The organism is Amycolatopsis sp. cmx-4-54, from assembly GCF_046548895.1.
Taxonomy (GTDB): Bacteria; Actinomycetota; Actinomycetes; order Mycobacteriales; family Pseudonocardiaceae; genus Amycolatopsis.
In genome coordinates this window covers 73,474-95,099 of the sequence record NZ_JAEBEJ010000019.1, presented here as the reverse complement: position 1 = coordinate 95,099, position 21,626 = coordinate 73,474, and the positions used below count along the sequence as shown (strand labels likewise).

General features: G+C 69.6%; 15 protein-coding genes. 5 read left to right on the top strand and 10 right to left on the bottom strand.

What is annotated here, in order from left to right:
* Positions 1-13 precede the first annotated feature (13 nt).
* The gene (locus tag ACLJQ7_RS40130; protein WP_410653420.1) at positions 14-1,261 is read left to right on the top strand and encodes an alpha/beta hydrolase fold domain-containing protein; all 1,248 of its coding nucleotides are present in this window, start codon (positions 14-16) and stop codon (positions 1,259-1,261) included.
* Between the two features lie 201 nt (positions 1,262-1,462).
* Here the strand turns inward: ACLJQ7_RS40130 and ACLJQ7_RS40125 are convergent, their stop codons facing one another.
* The 3 genes from ACLJQ7_RS40125 to ACLJQ7_RS40115 all read right to left on the bottom strand — a co-directional run bounded on the left by ACLJQ7_RS40125 (position 1,463) and on the right by ACLJQ7_RS40115 (position 7,612).
* Complete coding sequence (locus tag ACLJQ7_RS40125) at positions 1,463-2,647, bottom strand: SWIM zinc finger family protein (protein WP_410653419.1); 1,185 nt, start codon at positions 2,645-2,647, stop codon at positions 1,463-1,465.
* Positions 2,647-5,421 carry a DEAD/DEAH box helicase gene (locus ACLJQ7_RS40120; protein ID WP_410653418.1) on the bottom strand — a complete coding sequence of 925 codons (2,775 nt, stop codon included), beginning with the start codon at positions 5,419-5,421 and terminating at the stop codon, positions 2,647-2,649. The genes ACLJQ7_RS40125 and ACLJQ7_RS40120 overlap by 1 nt, the downstream gene beginning before the upstream one ends.
* Before the next feature lie 115 nt (positions 5,422-5,536).
* The gene (locus tag ACLJQ7_RS40115) at positions 5,537-7,612 is read right to left on the bottom strand and encodes an acyl-CoA dehydrogenase family protein (protein ID WP_410653417.1); all 2,076 of its coding nucleotides are present in this window, start codon (positions 7,610-7,612) and stop codon (positions 5,537-5,539) included.
* Between the two features lie 145 nt (positions 7,613-7,757).
* Between ACLJQ7_RS40115 and kstR the strand changes: the two genes are divergently transcribed.
* On the top strand, positions 7,758-8,405 hold the full coding sequence (gene kstR, locus ACLJQ7_RS40110) for a cholesterol catabolism transcriptional regulator KstR (protein WP_038523880.1): 648 nt from the start codon (positions 7,758-7,760) through the stop codon (positions 8,403-8,405).
* A 307-nt stretch (positions 8,406-8,712) separates the two neighbouring features.
* On the opposite strand, the gene ACLJQ7_RS40105 is transcribed toward kstR, so the two are convergent.
* From ACLJQ7_RS40105 to icmF, 3 genes are read right to left on the bottom strand one after another with little or no spacing between them, the layout of a single operon-like run.
* Complete coding sequence (locus tag ACLJQ7_RS40105; protein WP_007033688.1) at positions 8,713-9,702, bottom strand: TIGR03557 family F420-dependent LLM class oxidoreductase; 990 nt, start codon at positions 9,700-9,702, stop codon at positions 8,713-8,715.
* Complete coding sequence (locus ACLJQ7_RS40100) at positions 9,699-10,544, bottom strand: LLM class F420-dependent oxidoreductase (RefSeq protein ID WP_410653416.1); 846 nt, start codon at positions 10,542-10,544, stop codon at positions 9,699-9,701. Before ACLJQ7_RS40100 ends, ACLJQ7_RS40105 begins: the two co-directional genes overlap by 4 nt.
* Positions 10,545-10,586: 42 nt before the next feature.
* Positions 10,587-13,823 carry a fused isobutyryl-CoA mutase/GTPase IcmF gene (gene icmF / locus ACLJQ7_RS40095; protein WP_410653415.1) on the bottom strand — a complete coding sequence of 1,079 codons (3,237 nt, stop codon included), beginning with the start codon at positions 13,821-13,823 and terminating at the stop codon, positions 10,587-10,589.
* 135 nt (positions 13,824-13,958) lie between these two features.
* Here icmF and ACLJQ7_RS40090 point away from each other — a divergent pair, with 135 nt between their 5' ends.
* From ACLJQ7_RS40090 to ACLJQ7_RS40080, 3 genes are all read left to right on the top strand, one after another.
* Entirely contained in the window at positions 13,959-14,297 is a 339-nt protein-coding gene (locus ACLJQ7_RS40090) for an ArsR/SmtB family transcription factor (protein ID WP_410653414.1), read from the top strand.
* Complete coding sequence (locus tag ACLJQ7_RS40085; RefSeq protein ID WP_410653413.1) at positions 14,290-14,943, top strand: DUF899 domain-containing protein; 654 nt, start codon at positions 14,290-14,292, stop codon at positions 14,941-14,943. Before ACLJQ7_RS40090 ends, ACLJQ7_RS40085 begins: the two co-directional genes overlap by 8 nt.
* Before the next feature lie 144 nt (positions 14,944-15,087).
* On the top strand, positions 15,088-15,645 hold the full coding sequence (locus ACLJQ7_RS40080; protein ID WP_410653412.1) for a dihydrofolate reductase family protein: 558 nt from the start codon (positions 15,088-15,090) through the stop codon (positions 15,643-15,645).
* A 41-nt stretch (positions 15,646-15,686) separates the two neighbouring features.
* Here ACLJQ7_RS40080 and ACLJQ7_RS40075 read toward each other — a convergent pair whose 3' ends face one another.
* The 4 genes from ACLJQ7_RS40075 to ACLJQ7_RS40060 are packed head-to-tail and all read right to left on the bottom strand — an operon-like array spanning position 15,687 to position 20,913.
* Positions 15,687-16,250 (bottom strand): GTP-binding protein, encoded by a 564-nt coding sequence (locus ACLJQ7_RS40075; protein WP_125785469.1) that lies wholly within the window; start codon positions 16,248-16,250, stop codon positions 15,687-15,689.
* A 28-nt stretch (positions 16,251-16,278) separates the two neighbouring features.
* Positions 16,279-17,025, bottom strand: coding sequence for a DUF742 domain-containing protein (locus ACLJQ7_RS40070; RefSeq protein ID WP_410653411.1), 747 nt, complete (start codon positions 17,023-17,025; stop codon positions 16,279-16,281).
* A 7-nt stretch (positions 17,026-17,032) separates the two neighbouring features.
* Positions 17,033-17,485 carry a roadblock/LC7 domain-containing protein gene (locus tag ACLJQ7_RS40065; protein ID WP_005166055.1) on the bottom strand — a complete coding sequence of 151 codons (453 nt, stop codon included), beginning with the start codon at positions 17,483-17,485 and terminating at the stop codon, positions 17,033-17,035.
* Positions 17,482-20,913: a nitrate- and nitrite sensing domain-containing protein gene (locus ACLJQ7_RS40060; RefSeq protein WP_410653410.1), complete on the bottom strand. Its 3,432-nt coding sequence runs from the start codon at positions 20,911-20,913 to the stop codon at positions 17,482-17,484. The genes ACLJQ7_RS40065 and ACLJQ7_RS40060 overlap by 4 nt, the downstream gene beginning before the upstream one ends.
* Between the last annotated feature and the right edge of the window lie 713 nt (positions 20,914-21,626).

Here is a 21,626-nt window from a genome sequence, read left to right as displayed (position 1 = left end):
AGGATCGGTGCCCATGCACCCGAGTTTCGTCGTCCGTCAGGCACTCCAGCTCGCGCTCACCGCGAACGCGCTGAAGCCGCCACGAGGTGCGCGTACAGCGATTCCGGCGTTCTTCGCGGGCTGGCTCACCGGGGAGCTCGCGCCGCATCTGCTCGCGCTGACCGCGGCCGACGCGGCGGCACATGTCGCCCGGCACCGGGGCGGATCGAGCAAGGCAGGGCTCGCCCTCGCGGCGGCGTCCGCGGCCGGGCTCGGCACCCTGATCGCGCAGTCCCAGCGGGCCCGAGACGAGATCGAGACGGCGCTCACCGAAGGCATCGGCAAGGCCTACACCGACGAACTCGAGCACCCGCCGAGCCCGACCGACCTCGCGACCCCGTGGGGCCAGCTGGCCATGCCGTTCCGCATGCGTGACCCCGACGTCCGCCGGACCCGCAACATTGCCTACGCGCCCGGCGGGAAGCGGTTCCTGCTCGATATCTACGCCCCGCGCGAACCGGTCACCGGCGCGCCGATCCTGCTGCAGGTGCACGGTGGCGCCTGGGTGATCGGCAACAAGGACCAGCAGGGCCTGCCGTTGATGCTGCACATGGCCAAACGCGGCTGGATCTGTATCGCGATCAACTATCCGCTGTCCCCCGCCGCCCGCTGGCCCGCGCATATCGTCGCGGTGAAACGCGCGCTGGCCTGGATCCGGGACAACGCCGAGTCCTACGGCGGCGACCCGTCGTTCGTCGCCGTCACCGGCGGTTCCGCGGGTGGGCATCTCGCCGCGCTGCTGGCCCTGACCGCGAACGACCCGGCACTGCAGCCCGGCTTCACCGAAGCCGACACCAGCATCCAGGCGTGCGCCCCGCACTACGGCGTGTACGACTTCGCCGCGACCAGCGGACGGCGCTCCAGCCAGGCCCGGCTGAAAACGCTGATCGCCCGGCACGTCTTCGAGGCGGACCGGGATCCGGTGCAGTTCCTCGACGACTACATCGCGGCGTCGCCGCTGGACCGGATCACCGAGGAGGCGCCTCCATTCTTCGTCATCCACGGCGTCCACGACTTGCTGGTGCCGGTGGGCGAGGCCCGCGAATTCGTGCGGCGCCTGCGGGACAAATCCCGGCGTGAGGTCGCGTACGCGGAGATCTCCGGCGCGCAGCACGCCTTCGACGTCTTCCCCTCGATCCGCAGCGCCCACGTCGTCCGCGGGGTGGAACGGTTCCTGGAGTGGAGCTACCGCACCTGGCGGCGGCACTCCACCACCCCGTGAGTGGCGTTGTCCGGCCGCGGTGCGAGGTTGCGAAAGCCACTTTCGCAACGTTGAAGGTTGCGAAAGTGGCTTTCGCAACCTGCGGCTTGGGGCGGGACCGGCGCGGCCCAGCGTGGGTCCGGGTTGCCCCAACGCTCGCCGCCGGGCGTCGCGAAAGCCACTTTCGGGACACCAGCCGTCATTGCCGGCCGGGCCCGAGGATCAGGGAGGGTAGATCACGTCCGTCGGGCGAGCGGAAGACGGGCCATCGACCCGCCAGCCCTCGCCGTCTCGCACGAAGCGGTACCACCGTTCGTCCCGGCCGTAGCGCAGTTGCAGGTCGCCCTGGGTGATCCGGTTCCGCCAGGTCTTCGGCGTCCCCGGCAGCCCCGATTCGGCGAGGTCCGCCTTGGCCTGGGCAAGCGGCGCCTGCGCGGGCCGCCAGGCCTCCCGGACCACCGCCATCCCGCCCCGGCCCGCCTCACGCCAGGCCTGTGCCCAGAGAGCCAGCTCCCGCACCGCGACCCCGGCCGCCTCGGCGAGTTCGGCGACCACATCCGGGTCGCTCGCCGCCGCGCGGCGTGCCAGGTCTTCCTCGAACGACGGCTCCACCTCGCGTTCGGGGCCCATGACCAGCAGCTCCCAGGCCCTCGCGGCGGCGTCGGCCGCCAGTTCGACGAACATCTCGCCGCTCCAGCCGGTGCGGTGCGGCGGGTCGAGGTCGAGGACCGCGGGCGGCCCGACCGTGCCCGGGACGGCCGGGCGCGGCGGGAGCGCGGCGATCCGCCGGGTGTACGCGCGTTTCGGGTCCACCCCGGGCGCGGCGGGGGCACGTACCCGTTTGCCCGGCGCGCTCGCGGGGGCGCGGCGGGACCTCAGTTCCGCGAGCACGGCCTCCCTCGGCCTGCCGCGCAGCAGGAACAGGACGAACGGATCGGCGTCGACCTCGTCCGCGACCAGGTAGTACACCGCGGCGACATGCTTGCACGGGTTCGCGCTGTCGGGACAGGAGCATTTCGGGCGCAGATCTCCGGGACCCGGCAGCAGATCCGCGCCGGCGGCTCGGGCGTCCTCGGCCAGCTCACCGGGCAGTTCGCCGTCGAGGAGGGCGGCGACGTGCCCGAGCCGAGAGCCGACCATGCCGAGCAGGCTCTCCCACTGCGGTCCGGTGAACGCCCGCATGTGGATGGTCACCCGGTACGGCACCGCCCGGCTTCCCTGAACCCAGGCCGTCACCTCGCCCTCGCCGACCGCGAGCTTGCTGACCGTGCCCTTGCGCGCGTACGTCCGCCCGCGCGGCAACCGGTTCGGATCGAGTTTGGCGCGTTCCTCCAGGGCCTCGACCCATGCCGCGCCCCACCACGTGTTGCCGAAGGTGCGCCGTTTCCGTCGTGTCACGCCGGGCATCAGGGCTCCCCGAGCCGGACGAGGTCGGCGAGTTCGTCGTCGGACAGTTCGGTGATCCAGTTCTCGCCCGCGCCGATGACCGCGTCCGCCAGCCCGCGTTTGGTTTCCAGCACCTTGGCGATGCGCTCCTCGAGCGTGCCCTCGGCGATCAGCCGGTGCACCTGGACCGGCCGGTCCTGCCCGATCCGGTACGCGCGGTCGGTGGCCTGGTCCTCGACCGCCGGGTTCCACCAGCGGTCGTAGTGGATCACATGGGTGGCCTTGGTCAGGTTGAGCCCGACCCCGCCCGCCTTGAGCGAGAGCAGGAACACCGGCACCTCGCCCGCCTGGAACCGGGCGACCATGTCCTCCCGGACCTTGGGCGTGCTCGACCCGGACAGCAGCATCGTCGGCAGCCCGCGTTCGGCCAGGCGTTTCTCCAGCAGGCGGCACAGCTGGACGTACTGGCTGAACACGAGCACGCTGTCGCCCTCGTCGAGGATGACGTCGAGCAGTTCCTCGAACGCGGCCAGCTTGCCGGACCGGCCGTGCAGCACGCCGGGTTCCTTGAGGTACTGCGCCGGGTGGTTGCAGATCTGCTTGAGCTCGGTGAGCAGTTTGAGCACCTGCCCGCGCCGTGCCACCCCGTCCAGCTCGCGGATCATCGCGAGATTCTCGCGGACCACGGCCTCGTACAGCGTCGTCTGCTCGGCGGTGAGCGGGACGAACCGGTCCGTCTCGGTCTTGCGCGGCAGTTCGGGGGCGATGTCCGGGTCGGTCTTCTTGCGACGCAACAGGAACGGGCGCACGGTCGTGGCGAGACGCTCGGTGGCGGCGACGTCACGGTCGCGTTCGATCGGGCGGGCGACCTTGCGGCGGAAACCTTCCAGCGAGCCGAGCAGTCCCGGCGTCGTCCAGTCCACGATGGACCAAAGTTCGGTGAGCCGGTTCTCCATCGGCGTCCCGGTCAGCGCGACCTTCGCGGCGGCCGGGATCTTCCGCAGTTCCTTGGCGGTGACCGAAAGCGGATTCTTGACGTGCTGTGCCTCGTCGGCGGCGATCATCCCCCAGTCCACTTCGGACAGTGTCCCGCGATCCCGGCGGAGGACGCCGTACGTGGCGAGCACGACCTCGTCCGGCGCGACCTCGTCGAGATGCCGCCCGCCGCCGTGGAACCGGCGTACCGGGATGTCCGGCGCGAACCGGGCGAATTCACGTTCCCAGTTGCCGAGCAACGACGTCGGGCACAGGACGAGCGTGGGCCCCTCGCCGAGCGGACGGCGATGCAGGTGCAGGGAGATGAGCTGGATCGTCTTGCCGAGCCCCATGTCGTCGGCGAGGCAGGCGCCGAGACCGAGCCCGGTCATCGTCGCGAGCCAAGCCAGGCCCGCCTTCTGATACGGCCGCAGGGTGGCCTTCAGATCCGCGGGCTGCTCGATCGGTTCCGCGGCGCTTTCCCGGATTCGCTGGAGCAGCCCCGTCACCGCCGACGGCGCGGTGAACGCGACCTTTTCGCCGTCCAGCTCCAATTCGCCGGTGAGCGCCGCTGCCAGCGCCTCGGCTCCGGACAGCTTCTTCGCGCGGTGGGCACGCACCTTGGCCAGCAGGCGCGCATCGACCTTGACCCATTTTCCTCGCAGCCGCACCAGCGGCCGCTTCGCCTCCGCGAGCGCCGTGACCTCGGCGTCGGTGAGGTCTTCGTCGCCGAGGCTCAGCCGCCAGCGGAACTGCAGCAGGCTCTTGAGCGTGAACTCCGGCCCGGTGACGCTGCCCGGGACCTGCGTCGCGCTCGCCTTCGCCTTGAGCTCGCCCGCGAAGAGGTCCTTCGGCCACTGCACCTCGATGCCGGCGCCGCCCAGCGCCGCGTCCCCGTGGGTCAACAGGTCGACGACCTCGTCGTACTCCAGCACCAGCCCGGTCGGCGCGGCGGACCGGAGCATGCGGCCGAGCGGCGCCCATGCCCTGGCGCCCCGGCGGAGGCCGAGAAGCAACTGCGTCTCGACCTGCTCGCCCATCCGTTCCAGCACCGCTTCGGGCGCGTCCCACAGCGTCGCCGCCTCGACGATCAGGCTCGGATCGGCGGCGCTCCGCACGGCGAGAACGGCGGCGAACGTGGGCTCTCCCTCGGGGTCTTCGGGCTCGTGCACCTCCATACGCAGGACGAGATGCGCGCCCTGGGCCTGCCGGGCGCTCAGCTCCGCCAGCCACGCGGCACCGTCCGGCCCGACCAGCGTCGGCTCGGCCGCGGCGAACGCCGGACCGCCCGCCGCGACACTCGCGGCGGGCGTGCGGACCAGCACGTCCGCCGTGGCGTCCCAGAGCGCGCGGATCAGCGACTCCGGCGAATGCAGCCGGATCCGCTTCAGCCCGGACAACGGCAGCGCGTGCGCCTCGGGAGGCAGCGCGGCGGCGAGCCCGCGCAGCATCTCCTCGTCGGCGACGTCGAGCGGCCCGACCCGCCACGAATCCACCCCACCGGGTGAGGCCGCGGGCAGCAGCCTGCCGCGGGCGATGAGGTTCACCCCGGCTTCGGCGGCGGCCGACCACGCGGCGATGGCCGGGCTCAGTTCACCGTCCGCGGTGAGCAACCGCGGAATCGCGCGTGACAACGGGACGAGTGCCGCGTCGACCTTCGTGCGCCGGAAGACCTTGTTGTCCTTGCCCGCCGGAAGCACGAGTTCGATCGCGGTGTCACCCGCTACGCCGTCTCCCCAGAGCGCCAGTACACCGTCCCGCGGGGGATCCGAGGGGACGAAGATGGCCTGGGTTCCTGTGCCGAACTCCACGACCCGCACGTTAGAGCACGGGACCGACATCCCTCGGCCGCCGGTGCCATGAAAGGTCCTTTCCTGGCAAAATTTGCGAGGAAAGGACCTTTCATGGCACGCGAAAAGGGCGTGACCGGGACTTTCAGGACCGAGGCAGCCCCAGCAACCGCTCGGCCGTCAGCGACAGCAGCACCTGCGTCGTCCCGCCCGCGATGCTGAGGCACCGCGTCAGCAGGAACTCGTGCTGCGCGGGGTCACCGTCCACGAGGGCGCGCTCACCGAGCGACTCCAGCGCGAACTCCGCCACCGCCTGCCGATGCCGCACGCCCAGCAGTTTGCGCACACTCGACTCGGCGCCGGGATCCTGGCCGTCGAGCCGCCGCAGTGTCGCCCGCAGGTCCAGCATCGAACACGCGCTGCCGTCGGCGATCAGCGCGCCGAGCCGCTCCCGATCGGCGTCCTCGCCCAGGGTGGCGAGCAGTTTCTCGACGCCCTCCCCCACCGCGGACCCGCTCCCGAGGGCCACGCGCTCGTTGGCCAGCGTCGTCCGCGCCAGCCGCCAGCCGCCGTCGACCTCCCCGACCACCATCTCGTCCGGGACGAAGACGTCGTCGAGGAACACCTCGTTGAAGACGGCGTCACCGGTGATCTCGCGCAGCGGGCGCGTGCTGATCCCGTCCGCGGTCATGTCGACGAGGAAGTAGGTGATCCCCTTGTGTTTCGGGGCGTCCGGATCGGTGCGCGCCAGGCAGATCGCCCAATCGGCTTCGCGCGCGAGCGAGGTCCACACCTTCTGGCCGTTCAGCAGCCACCCGCCGTCGGCGCGCCGGGCCGTCGTGCGAAGCGACGCGAGATCGGAGCCGGCCTCGGGTTCGCTGAACAACTGGCACCAGGTGATCTCGCCGCGCAACGTGGGCACGGCGAACCGTTCGCGCTGCGCCTCCGAGCCGTGTTCCAGCAGGGTCGGGATCGCCCAGGCGCCGATCACCAGGTCGGGACGGCGGATGTCCGCGTCGGCGAGGGCGGCGTCGATCCGCAGTTGCTCGGCCGCGCCGGCGCCCCTGCCGTACGGCGCGGGCCAATGCGGGGCCAGCAGTCCCGAATCGGCCAGCGCGCCGCGCCGCGCGGGTTCGGGCAAGGCGGCGATTTCGCCTGCCAGGTCACGGAGTCCGGTGTCTTCGCCGACGTCGACGCTCAATGTCCGGCGGTCGCCGCGCAGCGCGAGTTCGGCGGCACGACGACGCCAGCGGGCGGAACCGCCCAGCCACTGCCGCAGCGCCACGGCGCGCCGCAGATAGAAGTGCGCGTCATGCTCCCAGGTGAAGCCGATACCGCCGAGGACCTGAATGCAGTCCTTCGCGTTGGCCACGGCCGCGTCGAGCGCGTAGGCCGCCGCGGTCGCCGATGCGAGAGCGTGCTGCGCCGGGTCCTCGGCCGCTCTCGCCGCGTCCCACGCGAGCGCGTCGGTCGCTTCGGCCCGGCACAGCATTTCCGCGCACAGATGCTTGATCGCCTGGAACGACCCGATCGGATGGCCGAACTGTTCCCGCACCTTCGCGTACTCGACGGCGGTCCGAAGACACCATCGTGCGATCCCCGCGGCTTCCGCGGCGCCGAGTGTGGCGGCGTAGGAATCCACTGGCAGTGCCTCGAAAACCGCCTCGGCCCGCACCTTCGCGCACCGGATTCGGCCGACCGGCCGTGAGACGTCGAACGGCTCGCCCGGCTCGATGTCCACTCCGGACGCTCCGGGTGGAATGAGCGCGGAGACGTCGCCGTCGGAGACCAGCGTCCACGCCGACGGGTGAACGTCGAGCGCCGGGCCCGATTTGCCGTCGACCACCGAATCCGCGATACGGAAGCCGCCGCCGAGCACCACCGCCAGCCGTTCCGTCCCGTCCGCGATATCGGGCAGGATCTCCTTGGCGGCCTGGGGAACCGTCGCGAGCAACGCGCCGCCCAAGGCGGTCCCGAGGATCGGGCCGGGCACGAGCGCTTCGGCCGCTTCGGCGAGCCCGGCGGCCAGATCGGTCAGTGTCCCGCCGGCCCCGCCGACGTCTTCGGGAATCGCCACGCCGAACAGGCCGAGTTCAGCCAGCCCTGGTGGCGGCTCGGTGATCCGGCCACTTCGGACGGCGTCGACGGGACGGGCGGCAGCCGCCCACGCCCGGATCGACGCGGCCAGGGCCGCCTGTTCTTCGGTGAGCGCGATCGACACGGGTGAGACCTCCTCGCCGGACCTACCCGCGAGTGTAGAACGTGTTACAGTTTCTTGCCCAGTGGGTCACGTCTTGAACAGTTCGTCCGCTTAGGTACGCTACGTGAGGAAAGTGGAACAAGTTCCGACGAAGGGGGACGTGGCGATGCCAGGGAAGGCCAAGGCACCCACGAGCGCGAAAGCGCGCAGCGGCAATGGTCTCTCCGCGCTGGGCGGCGAGGAACTCGGCTCCGCGGCACAACGCGACCGGCGGCGCCGCATCATCGACGCGACCCTCACCCTCGCCGCGAAAGGCGGCTACGACGCCGTCCAGATGCGGGCGGTCGCCGAGAAGGCGGACGTCGCGCTCGGCACGTTGTATCGCTACTTCCCCTCGAAGATCCACCTGCTGGTTTCCGGGCTGGCCAGGGAATTCGAACGCGCGCAGGAGAAACTCGACCGCGCGGCCATCCCCGGCGACACCCCGAGCGAGCGGCTGATGTTCGTCCTCGGCCGCAACACCCGGCTGATGCAGCGAGACCCGCACCTCACCGAGGCCATGGTCCGCGCGTTCATGTTCGCCGACACGACCGCCGCCGCCGAGGTCGAACAGGTGGGGCGGCTGATGGAGAACATGTTCGCCAAGGCCATGGGCATCGAGGACCCGACCGAGGCCGACCGCGACATCTTCCACGTCATCGCCGACGTCTGGATGGCGAACCTGGTCGCCTGGGTGACGCGGCGCGCGTCGGCGGCCGACGTCGCGAACCGGCTGGAACTGTCGGTGCACCTGCTGCTGGACAAGAACGTCTGACGTCCTCGTGAGTGGCGATTCGGGTTCCGATCCGAATCGCCAGTCACGAGCTCGGCCCCGCGCCGTGCTGCCAGGCTAAGACGTTGCGAAAGCCACTTTCGCAACGTTGAAGGTTGCGAAAGTGGCTTTCGCAACCCGCCCCGGCAGCTGCGGCTTCCGGAGTGGGCACCTGAGGGCTTCGGCACCGGCGCCATTACCTCGCCCAGGAGCATAAAGGCCCCGACCAACCCCGCTCTCGTGCTATGAAAGGTCCTTTCCTTGCAAATTCTGCAAGGAAAGGACCTTTCATAGCACGCGCTGGGGCGGGTCAGGCGGTCAGCTTCGGCAGCACGTCCCGCCCGAAGGTCTCGATGAACTCGTCCTGGTTCCGGCCCACGTTGTGGATGTAGATCCGGTTGAACCCGGCGTCGACGTACTTCTGCAGCGCCGCGCGGTGCACGTCCGGATCGGACGAGACGACCATGCGGCCCTCGAAGTCCTCACGCCGCACCAGTTTCGCCATCTGCGCGAAGTCGAACGGCGAGCGGATGTCGGCCTTCGGGAACTTCATGCCCCCGTTGGGCCACTGGTCGAGCGCGTTGGCCCACGCCGTCTCGTCGTCCTCGGCCCACGACAGGTGCACCTGCAGCAGCTTCGGCATCGAGTCCGGGTCCTTGCCGGCTTTCCGCGCGCCGGTGCCGAAGTTGTCGAGGATCCCCGCCAGCTTCTCGATTGACGCGCCCGGCGTGATCAGCCCGTCCGCGAGCTCACCGGTCTTGCGTGAGGTGTACGGGCCCGCCGACGCGATGTAGATCGGCGGCGGCTCGTCGGGCAGTGTCCACAGCCGGGTGGTGTGCAGCTTGAAGAATTCGCCGCTGTGCTTGACGTCCTTGCCGGTGAACAGCTTCCGGATGACCTCGAGCGCCTCGAACATCCGCCGCACGCGCTCGGGGGCCTCGGGCCAGTAGCCGCCGATGATGTGCTCGTTGAGCGCTTCGCCGGAGCCGATGCCGAGCCAGGTCCGGCCCGGGTAGGTCGCCTCCAGCGTCGCCGCGGCCTGCGCGACCATCGACGGATGCAGCCGGAACGACGGGCAGGTCACCCCCGGCCCGAGGTCGCCGGTGGTGTTCTCCGCCAACGACGCGAGCACGCTCCACACGAACGACGCTTCACCCTGTTGAGGGACCCACGGCTGGAAGTGGTCGGCGGCCATCTGGCCGGAGAATCCGTGCTGTTCGGCCAGCGCCGCCAGCCGGATCGACTCACGCGGCGAGAACTGCTCCAGTGCCGCGGCCAAGCCGATTTGAACCTCAGTCACGCCTGCTGCCCCTTTCGAAAGCTCTCGGTGACCTTCGCGAACTGGTCGAGTCGTTCCAGTGTCGCCGCTTCGGGCTCGGTCGGCAGGAAGAGCGTCGCCTCGTCGACGCCGCCCTCGGCCAGCCTGCCCAACGCGTCCTCTTCCGGAGTGGCACCGAAGGCCGAGAACCTGATGTCGCTTCGACCCTGGTCCGCGAGCCACTGTCGCGCCCGGCGAAGCTCCTCCGGCGGGGTGTGGGCGTGCGGCAGCCAGCCGTCGCCGTACTTGGCGATCCGCTCCATCGCCTTCTGTCCCGCGCCGCCGATGTAGATGGGCGGATGCGGCTTCTGCACCGGCTTCGGCCACGCGAAGATCGGATCGAAGTCGACGTGCTCGCCGTGGAATTCGGCCTCGTCCTTCGTCCAGATCTCCTTCAGTGCCGCGAGCTGCTCGTCGACGAGCGCGCCGCGGGTGCGCGGATCCGTGCCGTGATTGCGCATTTCCTCCCGGTTCCACCCGACGCCGACACCGAAGACGAAGCGGCCCCGCGAAACCAGGTCGAGCGAAGCGACCTCTTTCGCCGTGTGGATGACGTCGCGTTGCTGCAGCAACGCGACGCCCGTCCCCAGCTTCAGCTTCGACGTGGCCCCGGCCGCCGCGGTCAGCGCGACGAACGGGTCCAGGGTCCGGTAGTAGATCCGCGGCAGGTCGCCACCGCCCGGATACGGCGTTTCCCGGCTGACCGGGATATGCGAATGCTCGGCGATGTGGAGCGAGCCGAACCCGCGCTCTTCGGCGGCTGCGGCGAGGACGTCCGGCCTGATGCCTTCATCGGTGATGAAGGTGGCGATTCCGATCTCCATGTCCAGCAACTACCCGGACACGCCCCGCGATATTCCCGCCCGCTAGACGTTGCGGCGGTACTGCCCGCCCACCTCGAAGAACGCCTCGGTGATCTGGCCGAGCGAGCACACCCGCGCCGCGTCCATCAAGACACCGAACAGGTTGCCGCCCCGGGTCGCGGCCTCGCGCAGCGTCTTGAGCGCGACCTGCGCCTCGGCCTGGTGCCGGCGCTGGAAATCCTCGAGCCGCTCCAGCTGCGAACGCTTCTCGTCCTCGGTCGCCCGCGCGAGCTCGACCTCGACGTCGTTCTCGCCGCCGTTCGGGTTGCGGAAGGTGTTGACCCCGACGATCGGCAGGGTGCCGTCGTGCTTTTGGCGTTCGTAGAGGATCGACTCGTCCTGGATCTTGCCGCGCTGGTAGCCGGTCTCCATCGCGCCCAGGACGCCGCCGCGTTCGGAAATCCGGTCGAACTCCAGCAGCACGGCCTCTTCGACCAGCTCGGTCAGCTCGTCGATGATGAACGAGCCCTGCAACGGGTTCTCGTTCTTCGACAGGCCCCATTCCTTGTTGATGATCATCTGGATGGCCATCGCGCGCCGCACGGAGCTCTCCGACGGCGTGGTGATCGCCTCGTCGAAAGCGTTGGTGTGCAAGGAGTTCGCGTTGTCGTACAGCGCGCACAGCGCCTGCAGCGTGGTGCGGATGTCGTTGAAGCTCATCTCCTGCGCGTGCAGCGACCGGCCGGAGGTCTGCACGTGATACTTGAGCTTCTGCGAGCGTTCGTTGGCGCCGTAGCGTTCCCGCATCGCGACCGCCCAGATCCGCCGCGCGACCCGGCCCAGCACCGAGTACTCGGCGTCCATGCCGTTGGAGAAGAAGAACGACAGGTTGGGCGCGAAGTCGTCGATGTCCATCCCGCGGGCGAGGTAGCTCTCGACGTAGGTGAAACCGTTCGACAGGGTGAACGCCAGCTGCGAGATCGGGTTCGCCCCGGCTTCGGCGATGTGATAGCCGGAGATCGACACCGAGTAGAAGTTCCGGACGCCGTGCTCGATGAACCATTCCTGGATGTCGGCCATCATGCGCAGGCTGAACTCGGTGGAGAAGATGCAGGTGTTCTGCCCCTGGTCCTCCTTGAGGATGTCCGCCTGCACGGTGCCGCGGACGTTGCGCAGCGCCCATTCGCGCAGTTCGGCGGCCTCGGTGCCGGACGGCTCGCGGCCGTGCTCGGCCTTGAACGCCTCCATCCGCTGGTCGATCGCGGTGTTGAGGAAGAACGCGAGGATGGTCGGCGCCGGACCGTTGATCGTCATCGACACCGAGGTGCTCGGCGAAGTCAGATCGAAGCCGTCGTAGAGCACCTCCATGTCCTCCAGCGTCGCGATGGAGACACCCGAGGTGCCGACCTTTCCGTAGATGTCCGGGCGGGTGTGCGGGTCGTGCCCGTACAGCGTCACCGAGTCGAAGGCGGTCGAAAGGCGCTTCGCATCGGAGTCTGCTGAAAGGAGCTTGAACCGCTTGTTGGTCCGGAACGGGTCGCCCTCGCCGGCGAACATGCGCGCCGGGTCCTCTCCCTCGCGCTTGAACGGGAAAACCCCGGCGGTGTAAGGGAAGTATCCGGGCAGGTGCTCGCGGCGCAGGAAGGACAGCAGCTCGCCGGATTCGGTGTAGCGCGGCAGCGCCACGCGCGGGATCCGGTTGCCGGAGAGCGTGTCACGCCAGAGCTGGGTGCGCAGTTCCTTGTCGCGGATCTTCACGACCAGTTCCTCGGCGCGGTAGGACTCGGCGAGTTCCTGGAACCGGGCCAGCAGATTCGCCGACTCACCGTCCACATCGGACTCGGCGGCCGCGAGCAGGCCGTCGAGCGCGTCGGTGCTCGCGTCGACGGCGGCCAGCGCCTCCTTGGCAGCGGCGAGGTGCTCGCGTTTGCGCAGCGCGGCGACCTGCTCCTCGGTCTTGGTGTGGTAACTCCGGACGGTCTCCGAGATCTCCGCGAGGTAGCGCGTCCGGTTGGCCGGGATGATCGTGCTGGCGTCGGTGGACACCTTGCCCTCGACCTTCGGGAGCACACCGGCCGCGACGGTCAGGCCGCGTTCGGCGAGGGTGTCGCGCAGGTGCTGGTAGAGCGCGGTGACGCCGTCATCGTTGAACTTCGCGGCGCTGGTGCCGTAGACCGGCATGTCCTCGGGCGAGGAGCTGAACGCCTCGCGGTTGCGCACGAGCTGACGGGCGACGTCACGGCGGGCGTCTTCGGCGCCGCGGCGCTCGAACTTGTTGATCGCCACCGCGTCGGCGAAGTCGAGCATGTCGATCTTCTCCAGCTGCGACGCCGCGCCGAACTCCGGCGTCATGACGTACAGCGACTGGTCCACGTAGTCGACGATGCCGGCGTCACCCTGGCCGATACCGGGCGTCTCGACGATCACGAGGTCGAACCCGGCGGCCTTGCAGGCGAGGATGGACTCGGAGAGCCCGGTGGGGATCTCGCCGCTGGTGGTCCGCGTGGCGAGCGAACGGAAGTAGACCGGGCTGCCGTCGAGGCAGTTCATCCGGATGCGGTCGCCGAGCAGCGCTCCCCCGCCCTTGCGGCGCGACGGGTCGACGGCGAGCACGGCGATGCGGAGCTTGTCCTCCTGGTCCAGCCGGAACCGGCGGATCAGTTCGTCGGTGAGCGACGACTTGCCGGAACCACCCGTTCCGGTGATGCCGAGGACCGGCACCGTCCGCGACTTGGCGGCCTCGGTGATCTTGTGGAGCGCGTCCTGCGGCAGCGCCTCGCGCTGAAGCTGCGTGATGACGCGGGACAGCGCCGGGATGTCACCCGAAAGGAGTTTGTCCAGCGATCCGGGCGACTGCGCGGACAGGTCCGTGTCGCAGGCCTTGATCATCAGGTTGATCATGCCGGGGAGGCCCATCTCGTAGCCGTCTTCCGGCGAGAAGATCCGCGCCACGCCTCGCGAGTGCAGCAGGTCGATCTCCTCGCGGACGATGACCCCGCCGCCCCCGCCGAACACCTTGATATGCCCCGCGCCGCGTTCGTTGAGCAGCTCGACCAGGTAGCTGAAGTACTCGACGTGCCCGCCCTGGTAGGCGCTGATGGCCACGCCCTGGACGTCCTCGGCGATGGCCGCGGTGGCGACCTCGTCGACCGACCGGTTGTGCCCGAGGTGCACCACCTCCGCGCCCTGCGACTGCAGGATGCGCCGCATGATGTTGATGGACGCGTCGTGCCCGTCGAAGAGGCTCGACGCCGTCACGAAACGAACGGGGTTCACGGGCCGGTGCAGGTCGCTGCTCATCCCTCCAAAATACTTGGACTTCCTACTGTTTTAAACCCATCCACTCGCGTGATGGCGCTCTCACTCCTCCTTGACAGATCGACTCGCACCAGTATATTCAACCTGAGGGTTAAACAACCGATTGATTGAGCAGCGATGACCACTGATCAGCTCAGCGCCACGTTCGCCACATTGGCGGACCCCACCCGGCGGGCGATCCTCGCCCGGCTGGCCACCGGCGAGGCCAGCGTCAACGAGCTGGCCGAACCCTTTCCGGTCAGCCTCCAAGCCATCTCGAAACATCTCAAGGTCCTCGAGCGCGCGGGCTTGATCAGCCGGAGCCGGACCGCGCAATGGCGGCCCTGCCGGCTGGAGGCCGCCCCGCTCGGCGACGTCTCCGAATGGGTCGAGCGATACCGGCGCTTCTGGGAAGGCGGTTTCGACCGCATGGAAGAGCACCTCGCGGAACTGAGGAAAGGCGAACGAAATGACTGAGACCGTCACCCTGCCGGAAGTCGTCTCGGCGGGCGAATGGCAGATCGCCCGAGACACGTTGCTGGCCAAGGAAAAGGAGCTCACCCGGGCCGCGGACGCGATCGCCGCCGAACGACGGCGGCTGCCGATGGTCCGCTTCGACAGCACCTACGAATTCGACGGGCCCCAGGGCCGCGTCACCCTCCTCGACCTGTTCGAGGGGCGGCGTCAGCTGATCGTCTACCACTTCATGCTCGCGCCCGGACAGAAGGCGGGCTGTCCCGGCTGCTCGATGCTCGTGGACAACATCGGTCACCTCGCCCACCTGCACGCCCGTGACACCACGCTGTACGTGGTCGCGCCGGCGACACTGCCCGAAATCGAGCGGTACAAGGAGCGGATGGGCTGGACCGTCCCGTGGGTCTCGACCGTCGGTGACTTCAACCCGGACTGCGGCATCGACGGCGGGTTCGGCGTCAGCGTCTTCCTGCGCGACGGCGACGAGGTGTTCCGGACGTACTTCACCACCGGTCGCGGCGGGGACCAGCTGGTGGGGACGCTGCGATACCTGGACCTGACCCCGTTCGGGCGGCAGGAGGACTGGGAGGAGTCAGGCCGCGGGACCGACGGCCCCGGGCACTGGTGGAAGCGGCACGACGAGTACTGACCCGCCAGGCATTTAAGTCCTCTGGATGCGCCTGGGCGCATCCAGAGGACTAATGCGGGAGGGCATGTCGAGAACCCCACGGCCGCTCCGACCCCTCGGTGTCCGGCGCCCGGAAGGCGGGCGCAACACCGGAGGGATCAAGCCATGCGCAAGCTCGTCTACGCCGTCCACACCTCGCTCGACGGCCGCATCGAAGGCCCGAACGGCGAGTTCGACTGGACCACGATGGGCCCGGAACTGTCCGCCCACTCGCAGGAACTCACCGACCGCGCCGACACCCTCGTCTACGGACGGCGGGTCTGGGACATGATGTCGTCTTACTGGCCGCGGGCGGAAGAGATCTCGGATCACCCGCACGATCTCGCGTACGCGCCGGTCTGGCGGAAGACGCCGAAGATCGTCTTCTCCCGGACGCTGGAAGAGGCGGACTGGAACACCGAGGTGATCGGCGGCGACCTCGCCGAACGCGTGGCCGAACTCAAGGGCAGGCCCGGAAAGGATCTGCTGCTGATGGGCGGGGCCGAACTGGCCACCGCGGTCGCCGACCACGGTCTGATCGACGAGTTCCACGTCGTCGTGCACCCGGTGGTGCTCGGCGGCGGCAAGCAGGTGTTCGCGGGCGGAGTGCGCACGGACCTGCGGCTGACCGGCACCCGGACGATGGACGGGCGCGCGGTACTGCTGACCTACGAAGCGAAGTGAGGTGAACCCGGGCGGCAGCCCCTACGCTGCCGCCATCAGGTTCACCTCGCGTTGCTCGCGCGCAAGGCGATCCACTGCCGCATCGCGTACTCGACCAGCGTGATCAGCGTCTGCTTCGTCGACTCCCGTTCCCGGGCGTCGCAGCGGACGATCGGGATGTTGGGGTCGATCGACAGCGCTTCCCGCACGTCGTTGATGTCGTGCTCGAGGACGCCGTCGAAGGTGTTCACCCCGACGATATAGGGCAGGCCCCGGTCCTCGAAGAAGTCGATCGGCGCGAACGAGTCGGCCAGCCGTCGCGTGTCGGCCAGCACCACGGCGCCGATCGCGCCGCGGACGAGGTCGTCCCACATGAACCAGAACCGCTGCTGCCCGGGCGTGCCGAACAGGTAGAGGATCAGGTCCGCGTCCAGGGAGACCCGGCCGAAGTCCATCGCGACCGTGGTGGTCGATTTGTTGGGCGTCTGGTCGAGGTTGTCGATCCCCCGACTGGCGTCCGTCATCATCGCCTCGGTGGTGAGCGGGACGATCTCCGACACCGAACCGACGAAGGTCGTCTTACCCGCACCGAAGCCACCCGCCACGACGATCTTCGCGGATGTCATGGTCGGGGGCGCGGTTTCCCGCGGTGCCTTAAAGCCGACGGAGTCCACTCAAAACCCTTTCCATCAACACCAGATGTGCCTCGGCGCCGTCATTGCCCGAAATCGTCTTGTGCACGCTGACCAGTCCCGCGTCCGCCGCGTCGCTGATCAGCACGCGTGCCACACCCAGCGGCACGCGCAGGGTCGCCGCGATCTCGGCGACCGAACGCGGGGTGCGGCACTCCTCGATGATCGAAACGCACTCGATCTGGTCCGCGGCGACCGCGGGGAGGCTACCCGCGACGACGTGGTCCTTGGTGGAGATGAGGGTCTCCAGCTCGAGAGCGTAGTTCGCCTTGGTCCGTCCCCCGGTGAGGGCATAGGGACGGACGATCGCCGTCTCTTCGAGCGGTGACGGCGCCTGCTCGAAGACGGCGGGCATGATGAACTCGCCACTGGGTGGGCCCGGGTCGAAAAGACCACCTGGTCTCGGCCCGACGGCGCCTGCGCCGCTGTCGGGCGGAGAAGCAAGTGAGGTCACGCGGTCTCCTTGATCGGTCGGCTGCGGGACTGCCGATCCCCCGGCGGCGGGTGCTCCGCCCGCCTGGGAATCCTGAGGGTGCTTGTTCTTCTTGCGCTTCCGACGACCACGTCCCGAATCCAGGGTGAAGCCGTTCAGGACGTCGGCGAAGGTGCCGTCGTCCCGTGAACCGGCAGCATGGGCAGCCCCCGCGTGCGGAGGCTGGTGTTCACCCGTCCCCGGCGGTTCGCCGAGGGATCCGGACCCGGTGCTCATCGGGACATCATCCCACCGGTTCACCGATCAGCGACCCACCGGCGCCCTGCAATTGCGCGCGAAGTTCCGGGGTGAGGATCTGGCCGACGCGATCGACGAGCATCGTCATCTCGTAGGCGACCTGTCCGATGTCGCAGTTCGGGGCGGCGAGGATGGCCAGGCAGGAACCGTCGCTGATGGACATCAGCACCATGATGCCGAGTTCCATCTCGACGACGGTCTCGTTGACAGCGCCCGCCTCGAAGCACCGCGCGGCGCCCTGGGTCAGGCTGACCAGGCCGGACGCGACGGCGGCCAGCTGGTCGGCCCGGTCCAGCGGGAGCCTGCTGGACGCGGTGAGCAGGAGGCCGTCCGCCGACACCACCACCGCGTGCGCCACTCCGGGTACCCGCTCGGCGAAGTCGTTCACCAGCCACCCGAACTGGTTCTGCTGGGGCTGGGCCGGGTTCGGCGAGGTCATTCACCCTCCAGGGTTTCGTGGTTGGCTTCGGTCGCCTGGGCTGTGTGGTGCCGTCCGCGCTGGATGCCCTGCTGGAAACTGCTCAGGCGACCGCGCACGTCGTGCGCGTCTCGCTGTGGTCGGGGGGTGACCGCCCCGGCGGGCGGTCCCGCGCTGCCCGGGAGCAGTTGCTCCCCGCGGCGGCGCCGGGGTAATCCTGCCGAAGTCATTCGCGAGGGCACGGACTGGGACACCGCTTGGGCGGCTTTCCAGCCTTCGTCGGAGCCGAAGTTCCAGGCGTCCGTCTGCTCGGCGGCGGCGACCGGTTCCGGTTCCGGGCTCGCTGCCTGCGGTTTCCTGCTCGGCAGCGCGGCGGGCGGGGCCGCCGGGCGCTCGGCCGTCTCAGGCGCCTTCGCGGGCTCGGGAGCCTTCGACGGCTCGGGCGCCGCTGCCTGCTCGGTGGCCGCGCCATTCTCGGGCTTCGCCTGCGGCTGGGCGGTGACGGGCTGTGTGGTGACGGGCTGGGCGGTGGCAGGCGTGGCCTTGTCCGCCGCCTCCTTGCGTCCTCGTTTGACACCCTGCTGGAAGCTGCTCAGCCTGCCGCGCACGTTCGCCGGGTCGCGGACCGGCAGCTCCGACTTGGCGGCCGGTTCGGCGGCCGGGACCGACGACGCCGCGCTGCCCGGCAGGAGCTGCTCGCCCTTGCGGCGACGCGGCAACCCGGCCTCGGTGAACGTCGACGGGGCGTTCTGGGAGACCTCCTGCACCGTGCGGAAGGCCTTGTCGCTGGCGAAGTCCCAGGTACGGGCCTCCTGCTCGGCGGTCGGAACCGGCTCGGCCGTCTTCTTCTCTTCGGGTTCCTTCGCCCCCGGCTTCTCCTTCTTGGCCGCGGGTTCGGCCGCGGGCTTTTCCGGAGCGGGCGCGGGCGAGCGGAACCACGCCGACAGCATCTCGTCGAAGATCGGCGTCGTCTCGGACGCGGTGGGCGCCGGCGGGGCCGGCGGCGTGGCCGCCTGACTCCACCATTCACTCAGTGTGGTCCCGGTGGTCTCGGCGGTGGTGTTCTTGGCCTCGAACAGTTCCTTGCCGCTGGGCAACTCGTCTTCCGCCGGGGCGGGCTTCTCCGCTTCCTCGGCGACCGGCTCGGGTTCGGCGGCGGGTTCCGGTTGGGGACGGCGGGGTTCCGGCGCGGGCGGCGGGGTCGTCTCGTCCGGGGGGATCGGGCTGAACAGCGCCGTTCCCGAAATCTCCAGATCAGACGGCGGCCGCCCCTGGGGCCCGTGCCCGTTGACCGCGGGTTTGGTGTGGCCCGCCAGATCGTTCGCCGACGGCCACCGCTCCCCGCCCTGCGAGGGAACGTTCGGCATCGCGGGGCGCGAGCCGTTCGCGGGCCGCCGGCGGCGGGGCAGGCCGCCCGGCTGCTGCGGCGGCAGCGGCGCGAGGCGCTGGGTGATCGGGCCGGTGGCGGGGCCGGGGTCTCCCCCGGGCGGGACCATCACGAGATCCGCCGGGACCGAGACGGTGGCGCGCACGCCGACGATGTCCTTGCCGCCGTGCAGCGAGACACCGATGCGGTGCCTGCTGGCCAGCCGCCCGACCACGAACAGGCCCATCCGGCGCGAAGTGGTGAGGTCGACGTTGGGCGCCTCGGTGAGCCGGGCGTTGGCCTCGGCGACCTCGGCCTCGTTCATGCCGATGCCCTTGTCGAGGATGTCGATGCCGAACGAGCCGTCTTCGACGAGCCTCGTCGCGACCGTCACCTGGGTTTCCGGGGCGGAGAAGGCCGTGGCGTTGTCCAGCAGTTCGGCGATCAGGCGCATCAGATCGTTGGCCGCGTACCCGACCAGCCGTACCGGCGGCGGGTTCTGCACGGTGACCCGCTGGTACTGCTCGATCTCGGAGACCGCCGCGCGCACGACGTCGGTGGCGGAGACCGGCTGCCCGGAACGCCTGCCAGGCTCGGCGCCGGAGAGGACCATCAGGTTCTCGTTGTTGCGGCGCATGCGGGTGGCGAGGTGGTCGAGCTGGAACAGCGTGGCGAGCTGGTCCGCGTCCTCTTCGTCGCGCTCCAGCCGCTCGATCAGCTGCAGCTGCCGTTGCACGAGGCTCTGGCTGCGGCGGGAGAGGTTGACGAACACGTTGCTGTAGCCGGTCCGCATCGAGGCCTGCTCGGTGGCCAGGCGCAGCGCCTGGTGGTGCACCTTGTCGAAGGCCCTGGCGACCTCGCCGATCTCGTCGTCGCCGCCGACCGGGACGGGCCGCACGTCGGTGCCCTGCGAACGCCCCTCCTGGATGTTGCGGACCGCGTCCGGCAGCTGCTTCTCGGCGACGTCGAGGGCGCTGGCGCGCAACACCTTCAGCGAGCGCAGCAGCTGGCGCGTGATGAGGAAGACGACCGCGACGGCGAGCACCATCGCGCCGAACAGCAGCACCGCGAGCAGGCCCGCGCCGCTGCTGGCGTCGTCGACCAGTTCGGCCGACACCGCGCTCGTCTCGGCGCCGAATTTGTTCGCGACCTCGCCGACCTTGCCGATCACCGCGGTCGAGGCGTCGGTCCAGCCCTGCGCGGACAACGAGCGGAAGGCCTGCGCGGACGGGGTTCCCTGTTCGCCGAGGGCGGTTTTCGCGAGCCTGTCGCGGTTTTCCATCGCTTGGTCGGTGACCGCGGCGCTGAACTCCCGGCGCTGCTGTTCCGAAGCGGCGGCACGGAAGTCGGTGAAGCGGTCGGCCAGCCGGAGTTCGGCGGTGCGCAGCTGGTCGAGCTCGCTCGGCGCGAGGCTCGACCGGGCGATGCCGAAGGAGACCAGAGCCTGGCTCAGCGACAGCTGTTCCTTCATCACGGCGAGGTCGTGCAGCGCTGTGGGGGTACCGCCGAGGACGTCCTGGCCCGCACCCGCCGCCAGCGCGGTGTCGAGGGCGAGCAGCGCGGTGGTGACGTCGGTGTACTCACCGATCGCCTGGACGGGGTCGAGCTGCCCGGAGGAGGCCCGCTGGCGGATGTCGGGCAGCCGGTCGAGCTGGGCGGCGGCCGCTTCACGCGCCTGACGGAGCGACGGCTCGTTCTCCACGGCCCGGGACGCGGCGGCGCCGTAGAGAGGGATGGCGGTGTCGACGTCGGCGCGGGCCGAAGCGAGATCGAGGGTCCCGCCGACGGTGCCGGCGGTCAGCCCCGCGGCGGACTGGGTGCGTTCGCGGCCGAGGCCGTCGGCGAGGGTGCGGATCTGCCCGCTCAGTGCGACGAGCCGGTCCAGCCGCTGGTAGCCGTCGGACCGGCTGACCTGGCCCGCGATGGTGGCGATGCCCAGTGCGAGCGCGATGAGGATCGGCACCAGCGTCACGGCCGACAGCTTCACCGGCAGGCTCCAGTCCCGCCAGCGCACGAGCGTGCGCCAGCCGGTGGCCCACCGAGATCGCCGGGGAGTGCGTCCCAGCAGCTCCCCGACAGGCACTTGGCCTTCTCCTGCAACGGTCACGTAGGTGACTCCCTGTCCGGCGTCCTGGCACGGTCTGAGGCGTCCGTTCCCGCGAGGTACCTGCCTGCGGGGAACTCGGCCCCGGCCTGCCCGCGTGATCGATCGCGACGTGAGGGACCCCGGCCGGCGATCCGGGTGTCCCGAGTGTCCCTGGGTACCCCGGTCCGCCTCGGGAGTTCTTGCACCTGCACGTGCAGGTCGCAACCTGCGAAGTGCATGGTCGTCGAGATCAACTTTTCTTTGCCAATCGATCACAGCGGGTCAGCCGGGCCAAAGAATCGTACACCAATCCAGGTGCCGTCAATTCTGTTCAGTGCACGGGGGCTGACCAGCGAAAAGTGTGCGTCCGAACGATCCACGGGCCCGGAAAACCGCCTGCGCGTCACAAACGAGGGAATTCCGGTTACGGGTTGCGCGGATACACAGGGTGTCCAATCACCCGATCAGCCTACGTACGGTAGCCACGTCGCCCGGTCGAACTACTTTCCGTGCCCCCAACGGGTGGGTCAAGCCCAAATATGTGCCCGATGTTGTGGCCTTGCCCTCCACGCCGGTCCGATGTCGCCCGACATGGTGATTTCTTTCGAGGCACCCGGCGAATCGGGGGATCTTCCCCGGTCCGGGACGGCGGGCACGGTATCGGAACCCGGCGCGCCCGGGTAGCGAAACTACGATCTGTCACCAAAACG